At 65.3% G+C, this 20,449-nt stretch carries 19 protein-coding genes; 16 read left to right on the top strand and 3 right to left on the bottom strand.

Annotated features, from left to right (window positions below):
* Window positions 1-26: 26 nt before the first annotated feature.
* From BLT66_RS10765 to BLT66_RS10755, 3 genes are read right to left on the bottom strand one after another with little or no spacing between them, the layout of a single operon-like run.
* A complete protein-coding gene (locus BLT66_RS10765) occupies window positions 27-668 on the bottom strand; it encodes an amino acid synthesis family protein (RefSeq protein ID WP_092757665.1) in 642 nt (213 codons plus the stop codon).
* Between the two features lie 25 nt (window positions 669-693).
* Window positions 694-1,617: a UPF0280 family protein gene (locus tag BLT66_RS10760; RefSeq protein WP_092757882.1), complete on the bottom strand. Its 924-nt coding sequence runs from the start codon at window positions 1,615-1,617 to the stop codon at window positions 694-696.
* 13 nt (window positions 1,618-1,630) lie between these two features.
* Entirely contained in the window at window positions 1,631-3,214 is a 1,584-nt protein-coding gene (locus BLT66_RS10755) for a 6-hydroxynicotinate reductase (protein WP_092757664.1), read from the bottom strand.
* A 207-nt stretch (window positions 3,215-3,421) separates the two neighbouring features.
* On the opposite strand from BLT66_RS10755, the gene BLT66_RS10750 reads away from it, so the two are divergent.
* The 16 genes from BLT66_RS10750 (at window position 3,422) to BLT66_RS10675 (ending at window position 20,438) form a co-directional block, all read left to right on the top strand.
* Window positions 3,422-4,198, top strand: coding sequence for a ferredoxin--NADP reductase (locus tag BLT66_RS10750; protein WP_092757663.1), 777 nt, complete (start codon window positions 3,422-3,424; stop codon window positions 4,196-4,198).
* Window positions 4,199-4,208: 10 nt separating this feature from the next.
* Window positions 4,209-4,913 carry a TetR/AcrR family transcriptional regulator gene (locus BLT66_RS10745; protein ID WP_092757662.1) on the top strand — a complete coding sequence of 235 codons (705 nt, stop codon included), beginning with the start codon at window positions 4,209-4,211 and terminating at the stop codon, window positions 4,911-4,913.
* Between the two features lie 33 nt (window positions 4,914-4,946).
* A complete protein-coding gene (locus BLT66_RS10740; RefSeq protein WP_092757661.1) occupies window positions 4,947-6,140 on the top strand; it encodes an amidohydrolase family protein in 1,194 nt (397 codons plus the stop codon).
* A 79-nt stretch (window positions 6,141-6,219) separates the two neighbouring features.
* Window positions 6,220-7,920 carry an NAD(P)/FAD-dependent oxidoreductase gene (locus tag BLT66_RS10735; protein ID WP_092757660.1) on the top strand — a complete coding sequence of 567 codons (1,701 nt, stop codon included), beginning with the start codon at window positions 6,220-6,222 and terminating at the stop codon, window positions 7,918-7,920.
* A gap of 460 nt (window positions 7,921-8,380) precedes the next feature.
* Window positions 8,381-9,346 carry an ABC transporter substrate-binding protein gene (locus tag BLT66_RS10730; RefSeq protein WP_092757659.1) on the top strand — a complete coding sequence of 322 codons (966 nt, stop codon included), beginning with the start codon at window positions 8,381-8,383 and terminating at the stop codon, window positions 9,344-9,346.
* A gap of 30 nt (window positions 9,347-9,376) precedes the next feature.
* Window positions 9,377-10,213, top strand: a complete 837-nt coding sequence (locus BLT66_RS10725; protein WP_092757658.1) for an ABC transporter permease — start codon at window positions 9,377-9,379, stop codon at window positions 10,211-10,213.
* Complete coding sequence (locus BLT66_RS10720) at window positions 10,213-10,989, top strand: ABC transporter ATP-binding protein (RefSeq protein WP_092757657.1); 777 nt, start codon at window positions 10,213-10,215, stop codon at window positions 10,987-10,989. Before BLT66_RS10725 ends, BLT66_RS10720 begins: the two co-directional genes overlap by 1 nt.
* A 26-nt stretch (window positions 10,990-11,015) precedes the next feature.
* Window positions 11,016-11,813 (top strand): histidine utilization repressor, encoded by a 798-nt coding sequence (gene hutC / locus BLT66_RS10715; protein ID WP_092757656.1) that lies wholly within the window; start codon window positions 11,016-11,018, stop codon window positions 11,811-11,813.
* Window positions 11,814-11,874: 61 nt separating this feature from the next.
* Window positions 11,875-13,416 carry a histidine ammonia-lyase gene (gene hutH / locus BLT66_RS10710; RefSeq protein WP_092757655.1) on the top strand — a complete coding sequence of 514 codons (1,542 nt, stop codon included), beginning with the start codon at window positions 11,875-11,877 and terminating at the stop codon, window positions 13,414-13,416.
* Between the two features lie 10 nt (window positions 13,417-13,426).
* The gene (gene hutU, locus BLT66_RS10705) at window positions 13,427-15,121 is read left to right on the top strand and encodes a urocanate hydratase (RefSeq protein ID WP_092757654.1); all 1,695 of its coding nucleotides are present in this window, start codon (window positions 13,427-13,429) and stop codon (window positions 15,119-15,121) included.
* Between the two features lie 104 nt (window positions 15,122-15,225).
* Window positions 15,226-16,077 (top strand): transporter substrate-binding domain-containing protein, encoded by an 852-nt coding sequence (locus tag BLT66_RS10700; RefSeq protein ID WP_092757653.1) that lies wholly within the window; start codon window positions 15,226-15,228, stop codon window positions 16,075-16,077.
* Between the two features lie 43 nt (window positions 16,078-16,120).
* Complete coding sequence (locus BLT66_RS10695; RefSeq protein ID WP_092757652.1) at window positions 16,121-16,846, top strand: ABC transporter permease; 726 nt, start codon at window positions 16,121-16,123, stop codon at window positions 16,844-16,846.
* A gap of 1 nt (window position 16,847) precedes the next feature.
* Window positions 16,848-17,570: an ABC transporter permease gene (locus tag BLT66_RS10690; protein ID WP_092757651.1), complete on the top strand. Its 723-nt coding sequence runs from the start codon at window positions 16,848-16,850 to the stop codon at window positions 17,568-17,570.
* 7 nt (window positions 17,571-17,577) lie between these two features.
* On the top strand, window positions 17,578-18,366 hold the full coding sequence (locus BLT66_RS10685; protein ID WP_092757650.1) for an ABC transporter ATP-binding protein: 789 nt from the start codon (window positions 17,578-17,580) through the stop codon (window positions 18,364-18,366).
* On the top strand, window positions 18,367-19,872 hold the full coding sequence (hutH, locus tag BLT66_RS10680; protein ID WP_092757649.1) for a histidine ammonia-lyase: 1,506 nt from the start codon (window positions 18,367-18,369) through the stop codon (window positions 19,870-19,872). It begins immediately after the preceding gene.
* On the top strand, window positions 19,872-20,438 hold the full coding sequence (locus tag BLT66_RS10675; RefSeq protein WP_092757881.1) for a HutD/Ves family protein: 567 nt from the start codon (window positions 19,872-19,874) through the stop codon (window positions 20,436-20,438). The genes hutH (BLT66_RS10680) and BLT66_RS10675 overlap by 1 nt, the downstream gene beginning before the upstream one ends.
* Window positions 20,439-20,449: the final 11 nt, after the last annotated feature.

The following is a 20,449-nucleotide window of genomic DNA, read 5'->3' as shown; positions in this document are numbered from 1 at the left end:
TGGATGGTGTGTAGGTGACGCGGGGCTCAGCGCAGACCGTCCCAGCGGGCGATGCCCTGGGGTTCTAGGCCGCCGACGCGGGCGTGGACCCGCGCACCGGAGGCCATGGCGAGGATGAAGACGATCTCGTCGGCGGCCGGCGCACCGGGCACGCGCACTTCGATGGCATCGAAATGGCTGCGCACATAGGCGGCGTTGATGTGGGTCAGTGGCACGTCCAGCGCGGTGCCGGGCACGCCGACTTTCTTGGTCGACGGCACGATGGCCAGGGCATTGCCGGGCTGGCCGGTTTTCTCTTCCGCCTGGCCCTTGGCGTAGGCGTTGCGGTCGCCCTTCCAACCCAACAGTTCGCGCATGGCATAGCCGCCAGGCACATGCCAGAGTGCGCCGTGCTCCAGCTCACCGGCCGCGCCGATGACCGCACCCTTGCCGTAGCTGGCGATGCGCTCCACCGGCAGCTGCATCGCGGCCAGCAGGCGGTGCGCCATGTCTATGCCCACGTCTTGCAGCGCGTCCATCATCGGCAGAATATTGGGTTCATAGCGCCCAGCGAAGGGGTTGGTCAGAACCGCGCCGATGGCGCCGCGCAGCAGCGGAACCTTGGCCTCGGGGCCGAACTCGTGGCGGATTTCCTCCACGTGGGTGAAGATGCGTCGGATCGTGATCATGGGTTAAATCGTCTTGTAAATTTCATTAAGCAAATACTGAACCAACTTGCGGAGAATCCTCGGCTATCAGACTGGGAAATACCTGCGTCTGCTGCCATTGGCCCTGGCACACCAGGGTCGCAGACCACAGCAAGCCGGCCTGCTGCAAAGCCTGGGCCTCGGCCAGCCCTGCCGCCAACGCCTTGCGCACCAAGTCGGGGGGCAGCGGCGGCACCTCCGTGGTCACCGGCAGGCTGCCCAGATCGCTGTCGTCGCGCAGCATGCAGGCCGGCTGCCGCAGGATGCCTGGATGCTGCACATTCACCGCGTTCGCCACCACCGTGGCGGCCGCATCGGCCTGCGCCGCGGTGGCCGCCAGCACCGTCACGCTATCGGCAATCCCCAGCGAAAAACTGCGTCCGCGCCAACCGCTGGTGGCGATGCCACGCACCGGTAAGCCGTATTCCAGGCCAGCCTGTGCATCGATACGCAAACTCGCAGGGTCCGCCAGCGCCGCACCCATGGCATCCAGGTCGACGAACAGCCCTACCCGCAGACTATGGCCCGGCGTCAGATGGAATGCAATATCGCCGCCGTTATTGACCCAAGCCCGGTCTACACCAGGACGTTGATAGCAGGCAATCAGCTCTTGCGCCACGGCGCCGGCCACGGCAGCCATGGGCGTGATGAAACCCGCACGGAACGGAGCGCAAGCCATCCACATGCGCTGCGCCACGACACCCGACAAGCGCTCATGGACTTTGGGCAAGGCGCCTGCCAACGGCAAGGCCTGGCGCAGGATGGGCAGCTCGGCCACCAGCCCCTGCAGCAGGGTTTGAAAGCGCTGCCATGCCGCCTGATGGGCGGAGGCCACCGCCGCAGACTCGCCGTTGGCACCGATCACGATGTCGATGGGACCATGCTGGAAGTGCCAGCGGCCGTCGGACAAGGGTGCGCGTTGGGCGGACATGGTGGGTGCTGTTTCAGCCAAGCAGCGGCGGTTGTCCCAGGGGCCAGGCATTGGCGGCAGGGTTCTGCACCCAGAGCCGCGCCGTGGGTGCGCCGTCGCTGTGCCATGCCCCCGTGCGCAAGGCCTGCTCCAGGCTGCGCACATGGTCCATATGGCCGCCCAGCGCCCGGTAGTCTTCCAGACGCAGGCTGAATTCAATCGGTGCAACGATGGCCGGCGTGGGCACGGTGCCGAAGCTCTTGTCGGGCATGCGCATCACATCGACCATCACCGTGATGCCGCCGCCCGGCCAGACGTAGGCGGGCGCGCCGCCGCAGGTCACGTTGACCAGCGCCTGCTTGATGGCGCGGGTCAGCATCACCGGGTTCTCGGTCACGCCGGCGCGCAGGCTACCGCCCGCGCCACCGAGGAACAGTACTGTGCAGAGTGAAGGTTCGCAGTTTTCGCCAATCCGCTCGATGATGCGCTGCACGCTGGCCGGCATGGGCTGCTCCACAGGCTGCAAGGCGTCGTCCAGCACATACCAGGCTGCGTGCTCGCCGGTGGTGGAGGTCATCAGCAGGCGCATGCCGGGCCGGGCCACCTCGGGGTCCCAGCCTTCGATGATGGACAGCGGGTCGGCAATATCGGTGCCGCCCCAGCCGGTACCCGGATTCGCCACCTGGAAGTAGCGCCCAGGCGTGGATTTGCGGCCGCGCATCTGGATGCCCGAGCGCGGCATGTCCAGGCAACGGCCGGCCTGGTGCTCGGTCAGCACGCCAGTGATGTGGTCATCGACCACCACCACTTCATCGGCCTCGCCGAACAACTGCTTGGCGAATATGCCAACCGCCGCCGAGCCGCAACCGACACGCATGCGCTGCTCTTCCACACCGTTGACGATGGGCGGGCGCCCAGCCTGCACCACGATCTGCGAGCCACCGTCGATAGTCAGCTCCACCGCCTGCTTGTTGCCCAGGGCCTCCATCATCTGCACGGTGACGCGGCCCTCTTTCTTGCTGCCGCCGGTCAGGTGGTGTACGCCACCCAGCGACAGCATCTGCGAGCCGTATTCGGCCGTGGTGACATGGCCGACCACTTCGCCCTTGCAGCGCACATTGGCCTGCTCGGGGCCCAGGTAGCGGTCGGTGTCGATCTTGATCTTGAAGCTGCAGTAGCTGAAGATACCCTCGGTGACCACGGTCACCATGTCCACGCCCTGGGCCTGGGAGGCGACGATGAAGGGCGCGGGCTTGTAGTCGGGGTAGGTGGTGGACGAGCCCACGCCGGTGACGAACACCTCGTCGGACCGCAGCAGGTCGCCGTTCCAGTCGGCGGCCACGTCGGCGGCCGAGAACGCCACCAGCGGTACTGCGCCGTCCGATACCGCACGGCGCAGCAGCACGACCGGATCGACCCGCACCAAGGTTCCGCCCTGGTTGGCATAGCGGTCGCAAGCCCCGGCACGCCCTTCGGATATCTGGCACAGCACTGGGCAGGCATTGCAGGCAATCTTGTCGGTCGCCATGCGCTCATGGCGTGGCACCGCCCGCTCTGGCAAAGGAGGGACACCACCATCCATTGCAGGCAGGCCGTCAGTCTTCGTGTGTTCTGTCATCGTGGGGCACCAACCAAGCAGAGGTTATGAAAAGTACTTGTCCCGCAATCTCTATTTATGTAGCATTCACTGAACTTAAATGTTGCAAGCACTACATTTTTATGTGCTGGCAATTTAGCATAAGCATATGCACACCGCAACAGAAAAGACACTAGCCAACCCGCAGATTGCATCCACTGTTTTCATCCACTTTCCACCACACACCATATGAGTGCATTCAACGAAGAGCGCGTGCTGAGCGTGCACCACTGGACAGACAAGCTGTTCACCTTCACCACCACCCGCGATCCATCGCTGCGGTTTTCCAACGGCCACTTCACCATGATCGGCCTGAAGACCGAGACCGGCAAGCCGCTGCTACGCGCCTACAGCATCGTCAGCGCCAACTATGAAGAACACCTTGAATTTCTGAGCATCAAGGTGCCCGATGGTCCGCTGACTTCGCGCCTGCAGCACATCCAGGTGGGCGACAACATCATCGTCGGGCGCAAGCCCACCGGCACCCTGCTGATCGACTATCTGCTGCCGGGCAAGCGCCTGTATATGTTCTCGACGGGCACGGGGCTTGCACCATTCATGAGCGTGATCCACGACCCCGCGACCTATGAAAAATACGAAGAACTCATTCTGGTGCACGGTGTGCGCCAGGTGGAAGAGTTGGCTTACCACGATCTATTGACCCAGCACCTGCCCCAGCACGAGTTTCTGGGCGAGCTGGTGAGCAAACAGCTGCGCTACTACCCCACGGTGACGCGCGAAGCCTTCCACACCATGGGCCGCATCACCGACCTGATAGAAAGCGGCAAGCTGGCCAAAGACCTGGGCCTGCCTGATCTGGACCCGGCCACCGACCGCGCGATGATCTGCGGCAGCCCGGCCATGCTGCGCGACCTGAAAATCAGCCTCGAAGAAAGCGGTTTCAAGGAAGGCAACACCTCGCGCCCCGGCGACTTCGTGATAGAACGTGCGTTCGCCGAACAGTAAGCACCACACCATGTCCAGCACCGCCAAATCCGGCCGCCAACCGGTTGCCAGCAAGAAAGCACCGGCTAGCAAAGCCGGCAAAACCGGCAAGCCCGGGGTACGCGAGCAAAACGCCCAGGCCACGCGCGACAGCATCCTGCGCGCCGCGACCAAGGTCTTTGCCAAGCACGGCTACGACGGCGGCAGCGTGGAGAAGATCTCCACCGCCGCCAAGTCCTACGACCGCATGATCTACTACTACTTTGGTAGCAAGGAAGGCTTGTACATCGAGGTGCTGGAGGGCATTTACCGGCGCATGAACGAGGCCGAGTCGCGCCTGGCGCTGGACGTAGCCCAGCCGCTGGAGGCGCTGCGCGCGGTGATCCGCTTTGTGCTGGACTACTACCGCAAGCACCCGGAATTCATCACCCTGCTGAACACCGAGAACCTGCACAAGGGCAAGCACATCGCCAAGTCGCTGCGGGCCCGCGAATACTCGTCGCCGGCGATCGCCATCCTTGGCGAGATCATGCAAAACGGCATCGCACAAAAGCTGTTCCGTGACGATCTGCAGACCCGCGACGTGTATCTGCTGATCGCCTCGCTTGGCTACTTCTACCTGTCGAACCGGCACACCTTGTCCGCGTTTCTGGGCGACAACCTCGAAGCCCCGGATGCCTTGGCGCACTGGGAAGGCTTTGTGCTTGACACCGTGCTGCGCACCGTGACCCGGTAGCTACCCGATACAACCACCCCACGAAAGAACACCATGGCAGAAGCAATCGCCGGCACAAAGTCTGGCAAGGTCGTCATCCAGAACATAGGCCTGCTGCTGTCGGGCGACATCGACCAGCCCATCCTCGACGCCGACACCATCGTCATCCACGACGGCCTGATCGTCGCTGTGGGCAAAGCCAAGGACTGCGACACCAGCGAGGCCCGCACCACCATCGACGCCCGCCAGACCTGCGTAGCCCCCGGACTGATCGACAGCCATGTACACCCGGTGTTCGGCGACTGGACCCCGCGGCAGAACCAGCTGGGCTGGATCGACTCGACCATGCACGGTGGCGTCACCACCATGGTTTCGGCCGGCGAAGTGCACCTGCCTGGCCGGCCCAAGGACATCGTCGGCCTGAAGGCCCTGGCCATCACGGCCCAGCGCGCATTCGACAACTTCCGCCCCGGCGGCGTAAAGGTGATTGCCGGCGCGCCCATCATCGAAAAAGGCATGGTCGAGCAGGATTTCAAGGACCTGGCCGACGCTGGTGTCAGCCTGTTGGGCGAAGTGGGCCTGGGCTCGGTCAAGGCCGGCTACGAAGCCCAGCAGATGGTGGCCTGGGCGCGCAAGTACGGCATCCAGAGCACCATCCACACCGGCGGTCCATCGATCCCCGGCTCGGGCCTGATCGACAAGGACGTGGTACTGGAGGCCGATGCCGACGTGATCGGCCACATCAACGGCGGCCACACCTCGTTGTCCGAAGCCCATGTGTGCGAGCTGTGCGAGAAGTCGTCGCGCGCCATCGAGATTGTGCACAACGGCAACGAAAAAGTGGCCATCGCCGCCGCCCAGGCCGCACTGCAGCTCAAATGCCCACACCGCGTGATCCTCGGTACCGACGGCCCGGCGGGATCGGGCGTGCAGCCCCTGGGCATGCTGCGCATGGTGGCGCTGCTGTCCAGCCTGGGCAATATCCCGGCCGAGCTGGTGTTCTGTTTCGCCACCGGCAATACCGCGCGCATCCGCAATCTGAACTGCGGCCTGATCGAGGTCGGCCGCGCCGCCGACTTCGTCTTCATGGACAAGGCCCAGCACTCGGCCGGCCGCGACCTGCTGGACAGCGTGCAGCTCGGCGACCTGCCCGGCGTGGGCATGGTGATGATCGACGGCATCGTGCGCTGCGAGCGCAGCCGGAATACACCTCCCGCCACTAACGTCCCGGTGGTCTTGCCGCACTGAGGCAACACGCATCCACACGGGGTGGCTCCCGTAAAATCGCAGCTCTTGCTTGATAACTACAAGCCTCTAGGCTGCCCCCATGATCCGCATCTCCGAACTCAAACTCCCCCTCGACCACGCCGAGGGCGCGCTGCCCGCCTTGGTCGCCCACACCCTGGGCCTGCCCGCCGAGCAGATTGCGCGCTTTAGCATCCACAAGCGCAGCTTCGACGCCCGCAAGGCGACGCTGATGCAGGTCTACATCGTCGACGTGGCACTGGTGGATGCAGCGCAAGAAGCCGACTTGCTGCGACGCCACCCCGACAACCCGCACCTGCGCCCCAGCCCCGACATGGCCTACTACCCGGTTGGCCAGGCGCCCGCCGACCTACCGGTACGCCCCGTGGTCGTTGGCTTCGGCCCCTGCGGCATCTTCGCGGCGCTGGTGCTGGCGCAGATGGGCTTCAAACCCATCGTGCTGGAGCGCGGCACCACGGTGCGCCAGCGCACCCAGGACACCTGGGGCCTGTGGCGCAAGAACGTGCTCAAGCCCGAGAGCAATGTGCAGTTCGGCGAAGGCGGCGCCGGCACCTTCTCGGACGGCAAGCTGTACAGCCAGATCAAGGACCCGCGCTTTCTGGGCCGCAAGGTGATGCACGAGTTCGTCAAGGCCGGCGCACCCGAGGAAATCCTGGTCGCCGCGCATCCGCACATCGGCACCTTCAAGCTGGTGAAAGTGGTGGAGAACCTGCGCGAGCAGATCATCGCCCTGGGCGGCGAAATCCGCTTCGAGCAGCGCGTCACCGATGTGCAGATCGAAGACGGCCCCGACGGCAAACACATGCGCGGCCTGACCGTGCTGAACCAGGCGACGGGCGAGAGCTACGCGCTGCGTGCCGACCAGGTGGTGCTGGCGCTAGGCCATAGCTCGCGCGACACTTTTTCCATGCTGCATGCGCGCGGCGTGTATGTAGAGGCCAAGCCCTTCTCCATCGGCTTCCGCATCGAGCACCCGCAAAGCCTGATCGACCGCGCACGCTGGGGCCAGCACGCCGGGCATCCGCTGCTGGGCGCGGCCGACTACAAGCTGGTGCACCACGCAAGCAACGGCCGCGCGGTCTACAGCTTCTGCATGTGCCCGGGCGGCACCGTGGTGGCCGCGACCAGCGAACCCGGCCGCGTGGTCACCAACGGCATGAGCCAGTATTCGCGCAACGAGCGCAATGCAAATGCCGGCATCGTGGTCGGCATCACGCCCGAAGACTATCCACAAGACGCTGCCGCCCTGCGCGCCGCGCTCGGCGATGCGGTGGACACGACCCTGCCGCCCGGCCACAGCGTGCATCCCCTGGCCGGCATCGTGCTGCAGCGCAAACTCGAATCCCAGGCCTATGTACTGGGCGGCAGCAGCTACGAAGCGCCGGGCCAGCTGGTCGGCGACTTCATCGCCAACCGCGCCTCCAGCCAGCTGGGTGCGGTCGAGCCCTCGTACAAGCCCGGCGTGCGCCTGGGCAGCCTGGCCGAGGCCCTGCCCAGCTACGCGATCGAGGCCATCCGCGAGGCGCTGCCGGCCTTTGGCCGCAAGATCAAGGGCTTTGACCTGCCCGATGCAGTGCTGACCGGCGTGGAGACCCGCACCTCGTCGCCGCTGAAGATGACCCGCGGCGACGACTTCCAGAGCCTGACGGTGCGCGGCCTGTACCCCGCAGGCGAGGGCGCGAGCTATGCCGGCGGCATCTTGTCCGCCGGGGTGGACGGCATCAAGGTCGCCGAAGCAGTGGCGCGCAGCCTGCTGGGCTGAGCGCAGCCTCCCCGCAGCCAGGCCGGCTGCGGGAGAAATTTATAAGAAATAGGCCTCCAGCGCTTATTTACTCTGCGACGGCAGCTATTTTTAATATAGCAAGCAGCACCTGACTGCGGCCTGTGCGCAGGCATGGGCACAGGCTTTTTGCCGCCTGCACCACTTTTACGACTTACATCTGGTTTCCATTCGCTGGCCCAGGTTTTGCTTAGTCAATCCTGTTTTTCTGCATACCTGTATAGACAGCTTGATAATCCCAGCAGAATAGCGTTCTCCGCACGCAAATGCACACAGAACGTCACCAGTTTGGTGCCTCCGAAGTATCAAAATGGCGCCTGCAGGGTAATCCTGTATATACATGTTGGCAGCTGAACACCGAAAATTGGGGCTTGCCACGTCTTTGGGACGTGGCATAGCCTGCAAGTTCACCCTTTTTCTCGAACCCACAGGAGAGTCGACCATGGCAAAGTCAGTCAAGAAATCCACCGCAGCCTGGGCCGTGGGCGCCTGCATGGCCGCCCTGGCAGGCAGCGCGCAGGCACAGGACACCAAGCTGGTGCTGGGCATGTCGGGCTGGACCGGCTTTGCACCGCTCTCCCTGGCCGACAAGGCCGGCATCTTCAAGAAAAACGGGCTCGACGTAGAGATCAAGTTCATCCCGCAAAAAGACCGGCACCTGGCCCTGGCCGCCGGCGCCATCCAGTGCGCAGCCACCACGGTGGAAACCCATGTGGCCTGGAACGCCAACGGCGTGCCCATCGTGCAGATCTTCCAGATGGACAAATCCTATGGCGCCGACGGCATCGTGGTGCGCGGCGACATCAAGAGCTTTGCCGACCTCAAGGGCAAGACGATCGGCGTGGACGCGCCCGGCACCGCGCCCTACTTCGGCCTGGCCTGGATGCTGAACAAGAACGGCATGACGCTAAAGGACGTGAAGCTCACCACCTTGGCACCGCAAGCCGCCGCCCAGGCCTTCGTAGCCGGCCAGAACGACGCCGCCATGACCTACGAGCCCTACCTATCCACCGTGCGCGAGAACCCGGCCTCCGGCAAGATCATGGCCACCACCCTCGACTACCCGATGGTGATGGACACCGTGGGCTGCGCCCCCACCTGGCTCAAGGCCAATGCCAAGGCCGCCAAGGCCCTGACCAACGCCTATTTCGAAGCGCTGGAGATGATCAAGGCCGACCCGGCCAAGTCCAATGAACTCATGGGCGCGGCCGTCAAGCAGACCGGCGAGCAGTTCGCCAAGTCCTCCGCCTTCCTGCGCTGGCAGGACAAGGCGGCGAACCAGAAGTTCTTTGCCGGCGAAATCACCGCCTTCATGAAGGATGCTGAAAAAATCCTGCTCGAAGCCGGCGTGATCCGCAAGGCGCCCGAGAACTTAGCCGCCACCTTCGACGACAGCTTCATCAAGTAAGCCGCGCCAAAGCACCGCTACGCAACCACCATGGACGCCATCCAGGTTCCCGCCCACCTCCCGCAAGCGCCGCGGCGCCTGCGCAGCCGCCGCTTCGCACCGCTGGAGCCGGTAGCCGCGCGCACGCGCTGGCTACTGGGCGTGGGCTTCTTCGTGCTGTTCGTGCTGGTCTGGGCCGGCTTCACCCTGGGCGGCTTTGTCTCGCCCACCTTCCTGGCCAGCCCGGCCACCATGGCGCGCGAAGGCTGGTTGCTATTCACCGAATACAACTTCCTGCACGACATAGGCATGACGGTATGGCGCGTGTTCGGCGGCTTTCTACTGGCCAGCGTGATCGCCGTGCCGCTGGGCATTGCCATGGGCGCCTACAAGGGCGTGGAAGCCTTCTTCGAGCCCTTTGTGTCGTTCTGCCGCTACCTGCCGGCCTCAGCCTTTATCCCGCTGCTGATCCTGTGGGCCGGCATCGGCGAGATGCAGAAGATCCTGGTGATCTTCATCGGCTCGTTCTTCCAGGTGGTGCTGATGGTCGCCGTTACCGTGGGCAGCGCCCGGCGCGACCTGGTCGAAGCCGCCTACACCCTGGGCGCCAGCGACAGCGGCGTGGTGCGGCGCGTGCTGGTGCCGGGTGCGGCGCCCGGCATCGCCGAATCGCTGCGCCTGGTGCTGGGCTGGGCCTGGACCTATGTGATCGTGGCCGAGCTGATCGGATCAAGCAGCGGCATAGGCCACATGATTACCGACAGCCAGGCGCTGCTGAACACCGGGCAGATCATCTTCGGCATCATCGTCATCGGCATCATCGGCCTGGTCTCCGACTTTGCATTCAAGGCCATCAACCGCCGCCTGTTTGCCTGGAGCAGCATCTGATGAGCGCGCTCTCCATCCAGGGTGTATCTCGCGTTTTTGAAACCGCCCAAGGCCAGCGCACGCAAGCCCTGCTGCCGGTGGATTTCAACGTCCACGACAACGACTTCGTCACCATCCTCGGCCCCTCGGGCTGCGGCAAATCCACGCTGCTGCGCATCGTCGCCGGGCTGGAGCGGCCCAGTACCGGCCGGGTGATGCTGGACGGCCAGCCGGTGGACGGTCCGGGCGCCGACCGCGGCATGGTGTTCCAGAGCTACACCCTGTTCCCCTGGCTGACGGTGGCGCAGAACATCCGCTTCGGCCTGCGCGAGCGCGGCATGGCCGAGGCCGCGCAAAAGGAGCGCTGCGACTACTTCATGGCCAAGGTCGGCCTGCGCGGCTTCGAGAACCACTTTCCCAAGCAGCTCTCCGGCGGCATGCAGCAGCGCACCGCGATTGCCCGCGCCCTGGCCAACGACCCCAAGATCCTGCTGCTCGACGAACCGTTTGGCGCGCTCGACAACCAGACCCGCGTGCTGATGCAAGAGCTGCTGCTGGGCATTTGGGAATCTGCGCGCAAGACCGTGCTGTTCGTCACTCACGACATCGACGAAGCCATCTTCATGGCCAACCGGGTGGCGGTGTTCAGCGCCCGGCCAGGCCGCATCAAGTCCGACATCGCGGTGAATTTGCCGCACCCGCGGCACTACACGGTCAAGACCTCGCCCGAGTTCATGCAGCTCAAGGCCCGCTTGACCGAAGAAATCCGATCCGAGTCCATGGCCGCGGCACACTAGTGCCCTCAGCAAGACCTCATAAAGCCATGTCCTCCAAACTCTCCCTCGTGCGCCCCGCCTCCCGCAACAAAGCCAGCGGCGTCGACGCTGCGCAGCTGCCGCAAAACGTCGCCCTGTACCAGCAGATCAAGGACTTCATCGCCAGCAAGATCCAGGACGGTACCTGGAACGCCGGCGACCGCCTGCCGTCCGAGAACGACCTGGTGGTGCAGTTCGGCATGTCGCGCATGACGGTGAACCGCGCGCTGCGCGAGCTGGTCGAGCAAGGCCGCATCAAGCGCATCGCCGGCGTCGGCAGCTTTGTGGCCGACGAGAAGCCCCAAGCCAATCTGCTGCAGATCGTCAGCCTGGCCGAAGACATACGCCGGCGCGGCCACGACTACCAGTGCAATGTGGTCACGGTAGAGCGCGTCTCGGCCAGCCTGGAAATCGCCTCGGCCCTGGGCCTGGGCACCGGCGAGTCGGTGTTCCACACCGTCTGCGTGCACCTGGAAGACGGTGTGCCCATGCAGCTGGAAGACCGCTACGTGAACCCCCGAGTGGTGCCCGACTTCATCCAACAAGACTTTCACCACGAGCAGCCGTCCGACTTCTTGGTCCGCACCGTGCTGTTCGACCAGATGGAGCATGTGGTCGACGCGGTGCTGCCCACCGCCGCCCAGGCCGGCCTGCTGCAGATGGACGCCCACCTGCCCTGCCTGCTGCTGACCCGCCGCACCTGGACCCGCGAAACCCCGATCACCCTGGTGCGCTGCCTGCACCCCGGCACGCGCTACCGGCTGGGCAGCCGATTCCGAACCGACGGCAACGCCGTCACGTCCTGAACTAGAGCCATTCGACAGCGCTGTTTCAAAACTAAAACTACTTGTATATACAGGAGAAGCTATGACAACCACCATCCACACCCTGCGGCCCGGCCAGGTCGACCTGCCCCTGCTGCGCGCCATCCACACCGGCGGCGTCCAGCTGGCGCTGGCGCCCGAGACCCGCGCCGGCCTGCTGGCCTCGCAAGCCACGGTGCAACGCATCGTCGCCAATGACGAAGTGGTCTACGGCATCAACACCGGCTTCGGCAAACTGGCCAGCACCAAGATCGCACCCGACCACCTGGCCGACCTGCAGCGCAACCTGGTGCTGTCGCACAGCGTGGGCACCGGCGAACCGCTGGCCGCACCGGTGGTGCGCCTGGTGCTAGCGACCAAAGCGGTCAGCCTGGCACGCGGCCACTCGGGTGTGCGGCCCGAGCTGGTCGATGCACTGCTGGCCCTGGCGAATGCCGGCCTGCTGCCGCGCATTCCGGCCAAGGGCTCGGTCGGCGCCTCGGGTGACTTGGCGCCGCTGGCCCATATGGCCTGCGTGCTGATCGGCGAAGGCCAGGCCAGCACGCCCGAGGGCGAAGTCATTTCCGGCCGTGAGGCCATGGCCCGCATCGGCCTGGACCCCTTTGTGCTCGGCCCCAAGGAAGGCCTGGCCTTGCTGAACGGCACCCAGGTGTCCACCGCGCTGGCGCTGCACGGCCTGTTCGGCACCGAGAACGTGTTTGCCGCCGCCCTGGTGTCGGGCGCCTTGTCGCTGGAAGCGGTGCAGGGCTCGATCAAGCCGTTTGACGCGCGCATCCACGCCGCCCGCGGCCAGCCCGGCCAGATCGCCGTGGCAGCCGCCGTACGGACTCTGCTGGACGGCAGCGAGATCGTGCCCTCGCACCCCGACTGCGGCCGGGTCCAAGACCCGTATTCGATACGCTGCATCCCGCAGGTCATGGGCGCCTGCCTGGACAACCTCACCCATGCGGCCAAGGTGCTGCAGACCGAGGCCAATGCCGCATCGGACAACCCTCTCGTCTTCGACAACGGCGACGTGATCTCTGGCGGCAACTTCCACGCCGAGCCCGTGGCCTTTGCCGCCGACATCATCGCCCTGGCGGTGGCCGAGATCGGCGCGATTGCCGAGCGCCGCCTGGCCCTGCTGCTGGACACCGGCTTGTCGGGCCTGCCGCCCTTCCTGGTGCGCGATGGCGGGCTGAATTCGGGCTTCATGATGGCCCAGGTGACGGCTGCCGCCGTGGCGTCCGAGAACAAATCCCTGGCCCACCCGGCCAGCGTGGACAGCCTACCCACATCGGCCAACCAGGAAGACCATGTGTCCATGGCCACCTTCGCCGCGCGCCGCCTGGCCGAGATGGTGAACAACACCGCCATCGTCATCGGCATCGAGGCCATGGGCGCCGCCCAGGGCATGGAACTGAAACGCGGCCTGAAGAGTTCCCCGCTGGTCGAAGCCGCGTTTGCCGACATCCGCCAGCGCGTTGCCTTCCTCGACCAGGACCGCTTCCTGGCCAACGACATCGAAGCCATGCGCCAGTGGGCCCACCGCAGCGACTGGCCCGCCGCCCTGCTCAACATTTTGCCCAGCCACATTTCTGCCTAAGGAGACCACCATGACCCAACAAGACACCCGCTTTGACGCCAGCCGCGAAATCCGCGCCCCGCGCGGTACCGAACTCAGTTGCAAGAGCTGGCTCACCGAAGCCGCCTACCGCATGCTGCAAAACAACCTCGACCCCGAGGTCGCCGAAGACCCGAAGAACCTGGTGGTCTACGGCGGCATCGGCCGGGCCGCGCGCAACTGGGCCTGCTTCGACCAGATCCTGGCCAGCCTGCGCGAACTCAATGACGACGAAACCTTGCTGGTCCAGTCGGGCAAGCCGGTCGGCGTGTTCAAAACCCACGCCAACGCACCGCGCGTGCTGATCGCCAACTCCAACCTGGTGCCCAAGTGGGCCAACTGGGAACACTTCCACGAGCTCGACCGCAAGGGCTTGTTCATGTACGGCCAGATGACCGCCGGTAGCTGGATCTACATCGGCAGCCAGGGCATCGTGCAAGGCACCTTCGAGACCTTCGTCGAAGCCGGCCGCCAGCACTACAACAACGACCTGGCCGGCAAGTGGATCTTGACCGCGGGCCTGGGCGGCATGGGCGGTGCCCAGCCGCTGGCCGCCACCCTGGCCGGCGCCGTGTCGCTGAACATCGAATGCCAGCAGAGCAGCATCGACTTCCGCCTGCGCACCCGCTATGTGGACAAGCAGGCCAAGGACATCGATGACGCATTGGCGCTGATCGCCCACCACTGCGACCGCAAAGAAGCCGTGTCCATCGCCCTGCTAGGCAATGCAGCCGACATCCTGCCCGAGCTGGTGAAACGCGCCAAGGCCGGTGCCATCAAGCCCGACCTGGTGACCGACCAGACCTCCGCCCACGACCTGGTCAACGGCTACCTGCCCACCGGCTGGAGCGTGGCCGACTGGAAGGCCGCGCAAAAGAACCCGGCCCAGCACGCCGCGCTGACAGCGGCCGCCGCCCAGAGCTGCGCCGTCCACGTGCAAGCCATGCTGGACTTCCAGGCCATGGGCATCCCAACAGTGGACTACGGCAACAACATCCGCCAGGTGGCTTTCGACGTGGGCGTGAAGAACGCTTTCGACTTCCCCGGCTTTGTGCCCGCCTACATCCGGCCGCTGTTCTGCGAAGGCAAGGGCCCGTTCCGCTGGGTGGCCTTGTCGGGCGACCCGGAAGACATCTACAAGACCGACGCCAAGATCAAAGAGCTGTTCCCGAACAACCACCACACCCACCGCTGGTTGGACATGGCGCGCGAACGCATCAGCTTCCAGGGCCTGCCCGCGCGCATCTGCTGGCTAGGCCTGGGCGAGCGGCATATCGCCGGCCTGGCCTTCAACGAGATGGTGAAGAACGGTGAGCTCAAAGCCCCCATCGTCATCGGCCGCGACCACCTGGACACCGGCTCGGTAGCCAGCCCGAACCGTGAAACCGAATCCATGATGGACGGAACCGATGCCGTGTCCGACTGGCCACTGCTGAACGCACTGCTGAACACCGCCGGCGGTGCCACCTGGGTCAGCCTGCACCACGGCGGCGGCGTCGGCATGGGCTATTCGCAGCACTCGGGCATGGTCATCGTGGCCGACGGAACTGACGCCGCAGCCGAGCGCCTGGCCCGCGTGCTGGTCAACGACAGCGGCTCGGGCGTGATGCGCCACGCCGATGCCGGCTACGAGATCGCCATCGCCACCGCCAAGAAGCAGGGCCTGAACCTGCCCATGGTGAAGTAAGGCATTGCTACTGTATTCATAGCTGCTGGCGCTGATAGATGTTGCGCCAGTGGCAGTTTTTATCCAAATTCTCGCCTGTCCCTCAACCCTCTGAAAGTGAAACCATGAAGACCTCGCAACTCCTCTCCGCCAGTCTGCTCGCCCTGGGCTTTCTGGCCAGCGCCGCCCCCGTCCAGGCCAAGGACTGGAAGACCGTCACCATCGCCACCGAAGGCGCGTACGAACCCTGGAACCTGACCTTGCCCGGCGGCAAACTCGGCGGCTTCGAGATCGACATGATCGAAGACCTGTGCCCGCGCATGAAGATCACCTGCAAGCTGGTGGTGCAGAACTGGGACGGCATGATCGCCGGCCTGAAAGCCGGCAAGTACGACGTGATGATGGACTCCATCGTCATCACCGACGAACGCAAGAAGGAAGTCGCCTTCTCCGCCCCCTACGCCTCCACCTCGGCCAGCTTTGTTGCTGCCAGCGGCAAGCTGCTGCCCGAAGGCAAGGGCGACACCCTGAAGCTGGGCACCGACGCCAAGACCGTGCGTGCCGCCGTCGAGCCGCTGCGCGCCGCGCTCAAGGGCAAGACCATCGGCATCGCCTCCGGCACGGTCTACACAAAGTTCATCGACGAGCACTTCAAGGACATCGCCACGGTGCGCGAATACAGCGCCTCGGCCGACACCATGCTCGACCTGAAGGCCGGCCGCATCGACGCCGCGTTCGACGACGTGACCCTGATCAACTCCATCCTCGCCAAGCCCGAGAACAAAGGCCTGGCCTACAGCGGTCCGAAGATCGGCGGCCTGGTGTTCGGTGAAGGCGAAGCCCTGGGCTTCCGCAAGGCCGATGCCGACCTGAAAGCCCTGTTCGACGTGGCCATCAAGGCCGCGCTGGCCGACGGCACGATGAAGAAGCTGTCGCTGAAGTGGTTCAAGACCGACCTGACCCCCGCCACGCCTTAATTCGTCAGCAAGCCACAGCCACCTGGACACCGGAGAGACCGCCATGGAACTATTCGAAATGTTGGGCTTTAGCGAGCAAGGCTGGGGCGCCGCCCTGCTGCTGGCCACGCTGTTGACTGTGGCGCTGACCCTGTGCGGGCTGCTGGTCGGCTCGGTGTTCGGCGCGCTGGTGGCGGCGGCCAAGCTGTCGCCGCGGCGCAGCCTGCGCAGCGTGGGCGAGCTGTATTCCACCGTGTTCCGCGGCATCCCCGAGCTGCTGGTGATCTACCTGTTCTACTTCGGCGGCTCGACGCTGATCACAGCCATCGGCCAGTGGTTCGGCGCCGAGGGCTTCATCGCCACACCGCCGTTTCTGGTCGGCGCGCTGGCCGTCGGCATGATCTCGGGCTCGTACCAGGCCGAGGTCTACCGCGGCGCCTACCTGGCCGTGTCGCAGGGCGAGCTGGAGGCCGCGCGCGCCATCGGCATGCCCACGCTGATGCTGGCCCGGCGCATCCTGATGCCGCAGATTTTTCGCCTGTCGTTGCCCGGCCTGGGCAACGTCTGGCAGATGAGCCTGAAGGACTCGGCCCTGATATCCGTCACCGGCCTGGCCGAGCTGATGCGCACCACCCAGATCGCCGCCGGCTCGACCCGTCAGTACTTCACCTTCTATATCGTCGGCGGCATTCTGTACCTGGTGCTGACCGGCATGTCGAACCAGGTGTTCGGCCGCGCCGAAAAACACATGGGCAAGTCCCAACGCCGCAACTTCGCTGCAGGTAACTGATATGGACTTCGACTTCCTCCTCGACACCCTGGGCAAGCTGCTGGCCGCCGTGCCCACCACCCTGGGCCTGTTCTTTTTGTCCATGCTCTGCGGTGGCCTGCTGTCGCTGGTTATCGTGGCCATGCGCGTCAGCCCTTACCCGGCGTTCAGCTGGTTCGCGCGCGGCTATGTGCTGGTATTCCGCGGCTCGCCGCTGCTGATCCAGCTGTTCCTCATCTACTACGGCCTGGGTCAGTTTGAACTGGTGCGCGAAAGCTTTGCCTGGATCGTGCTGCGCTCGCCCTATTCCTGCGCAGTGCTGGCCCTGGCCCTGTGCACCGCCGGCTACACGGCCGAGATCCTGCGCGGCGGCCTGATCGCCGTGCCGCAAGGCCAGATCGAAGCCGGCCTGGCCACCGGCATGTCGCGCTGGACGCTGCTGCACCGCGTCATCGCGCCGATCGCGCTGCGCCAGTGCCTGCCCGCCTACTCCACCGAGCTGGTGCTGCTGGTCAAGTCCACCGCGCTGGCCAGCCTGGTGACGGTCTGGGACGTGACGGGCGTGGCCCAGCAAATCATCCAGCGTACCTACCGCACCATGGAGGTCTTCATCTGCGCCGCCGCCATCTACCTGGTGCTGAACTTCCTGCTGGTGCGCGCCGTGGCCGTGCTGGAGCACCGGCTGTCGCCGCACTTGCGCAAGCGCCCCACCACCGCTGTGAAACCCCAAGCCCAAACCGTTTGACCCGACCATGACCACCACACCTGCGACTCTGGCCGTCACCGGCATCCATAAATCCTTCGGCAGCCACCATGTGCTGAAGGGTATCTCCATGACCGCCCAGAAGGGCGATGTGATCTCCATCCTGGGCGCCAGCGGCTCGGGCAAGAGCACTTTTCTGCGCTGCATCAACCTGCTGGAAACGCCCGACCAGGGCAGCGTCTGCCTGGACGGCGAGACCCTGGAGATGCGCCAGCGCAAGGACGGCCGCATGGAGCCGGTGCACCGCAAGCAGGTCGAGCGCATGCGCTCGCAGCTGGCCATGGTGTTCCAGAACTTCAACCTCTGGTCGCACATGACGGTACTGCAAAACCTGATCGAAGGCCCGATGCGGGTGCAGAAGCGCGCGCGCGCCGAATGCGTGGAAGAGGCCGAGGCCTTGCTCCAGCGCGTAGGCCTGTTCGAGCGGCGCGACTACTACCCCGCCCACCTGTCTGGCGGCCAGCAACAGCGCGTGGCGATTGCCCGCGCGCTGGCCATGCGCCCGCAGGTGATGCTATTCGATGAACCCACCTCGGCCCTCGACCCCGAGCTGGTCGGCGAGGTCTTGAAGGTGATGCGATCGTTGGCCGAAGAGGGCCGTACTATGTTGGTGGTGACGCACGAAATGGGCTTTGCCCGCAATGTGTCGAACCGCGTGGTCTTCATGCACCAGGGCCTGGTGGATGTGGAAGGCGCGCCGGCCGATGTGTTTGGCGCCGCCAGTTCCGAGCGCTTCCGCCAGTTCAATTCCGGCCACCAGGAAAGGGCTGCAGCTTAAATGAACACCCCCACCACCATCACCCTCGGCGACGCCCCTCTGGGCTGGCGCGAGCTGGTCGCCGTGGGCCGCGATGGCGCGCCGCTGGCGCTGTCGGACGCAGCCTGGAGCCGCATCGCCAATGCCCGCGCCATTGTGGACCGCATCGTTGCCAGCGGCGAACGCGCCTACGGCATCAGCACCGGACTCGGCGCCCTGAGCAATGTGCTGCTGCACGGCGAGCAACTGGCCCAGCTGTCGAAAAACACCTTGCTCAGCCATGCGGTCGGCGTAGGCCCGCTGCTGACGGTAGCGCAGACCCGCGCCATCCTGGTCGCCGCGCTGGCCAATTTCTCGCAAGGCTATTCGGGCCTGCAGCCCCAGGTGGTTGAAGGCCTGCTGGCGCTGCTGAACCATGGTGTCACGCCCTGCGTGCCGTCACAGGGCTCGGTCGGCTACCTCACGCACATGGCGCACATCAGCGTGGCGCTGCTGGGCGTCGGCGAGGTGCAGTTCCAGGGCCGCACCCAGCCGGCTGCCGAGGCGCTGGCCGCCATCGGCCTGCAACCGCTGGTGCTGGGCGCCAAGGACGGCCTGTGCCTGGTCAACGGCACGCCCTGCATGACCGGCCTGGCCGCACTGGCGCTGGCCGACGTGGAGCGCCTGGCCGACTGGGCCGATGTAGTGGGCGCGATGAGTTTTGAGGCGCTGCGCGGCCAGACCGACGCCTTTGATGCCGAGATACTGGCGCTGAAGCCGCACCCCGGCATGCAGCAAGTAGGCCGCAACCTGCGCAGCCTGCTCGAAGGCAGCGAAGTCATCGCCAGCAGCCGCGGCATCCGCACGCAGGATGCCCTGAGCATCCGCTCAATGCCGCAGATCCACGGCGCCTGCCGCGACCAGATCGCGCACGCGGCACGGCAGATCGAAACCGAGCTGAATTCCGCCACCGACAACCCGCTGCTGCTGGGCACACCGGATGCCTACCGCGTGGTCTCGCAGGCCAATCCGCACGGCGAATCGGTGGCCATGGCGGCCGACCTGCTGCGTATCGCCGTGGCCGAACTCGGCGGTGTGGCCGAGCGCCGCATCGACCGGCTGGTGAACCCGCTGGTCAGCGGCCTGCCGGCTTTTCTGGTGGCCGAGCCGGGGGTGAATTCAGGACTCATGATCACCCAGTACACCGCGGCCTCGCTGGCTGGCGAAAACCGCCGCCTGGCCCAGCCGGTGGTGGTCGACAACTTCATCACCTCCGGCAACCAGGAAGACCATTTAAGCCTAGGCACCAGCGCGGCGCTGGACCTGCACAAGTCCACCGAAAACCTGACGCAGATCCTGGCCATCGAATACCTGCTGGCCGCGCAGGCCTTCGAGTTCCTGAAGACACAGCGCTTCGGCCAGGGCACCGGTAAAGCCTGGCAATTGCTGCGCCAACAAGTACCGTCTTACGATGCCGACCGCTTCTTGGCGCCTGACATTGCCACGGCCGCCAAGCTGCTGCGCACACCTTCAGGACTGCTGCCGTGATCCACAGCTTCGACACCGCCACCCTGCCCGCCACGCCGTGGAAGAACGGCGGCGGCACCACGCGCGAGATCGTCTGCCAGCCAGCGGGCGCGGGCATGGACAGCTTCGACTGGCGCGTCAGCATCGCCAGCATCGCCCAGGCTGGGCCGTTCTCGGCCTTCCCCGGTGTGGATCGGGTGATCATGCTGCTGAGCGGCGACGGCGTACGGCTGCATGCGCCGGGCATAGACCACGCGCTGGACACGCCGGGCCAGCCCTTCGCGTTCTCTGGCGACGTGGCGCTGGACTGCGATCTGCTGGGCGGCGCATCCACCGATTTCAATGTGATGACACGGCGCAGCCGCTTGCGCGCCGAGGTGCAGGTGCTCAGCGCCACCCAGCAGATTCCGGCATCGGCCCAAGGCCTGCTGCTGGCCCTGAACGGCGCCTGGCATCTGCAGTGCGGTGCGCACGATTTCCGCTGCGTCAGCGGCCACGGCCTGTGGTGGAATGCAGCCGCTGGCTGGCAGGCCACGCCGCTGGACACCCATGCGCAGCTGGTGTGGGTCAGCCTGCATGATTTATAAGAAATAGGCCG

This window comes from Rhodoferax sp. OV413 (genome assembly GCF_900104385.1).
Classification (GTDB): domain Bacteria; phylum Pseudomonadota; class Gammaproteobacteria; order Burkholderiales; family Burkholderiaceae_C; genus Rhodoferax_B.
The sequence above is the reverse complement of the archived record's forward strand: the minus strand, read 5'-3'. Positions and strand labels throughout refer to the sequence as shown.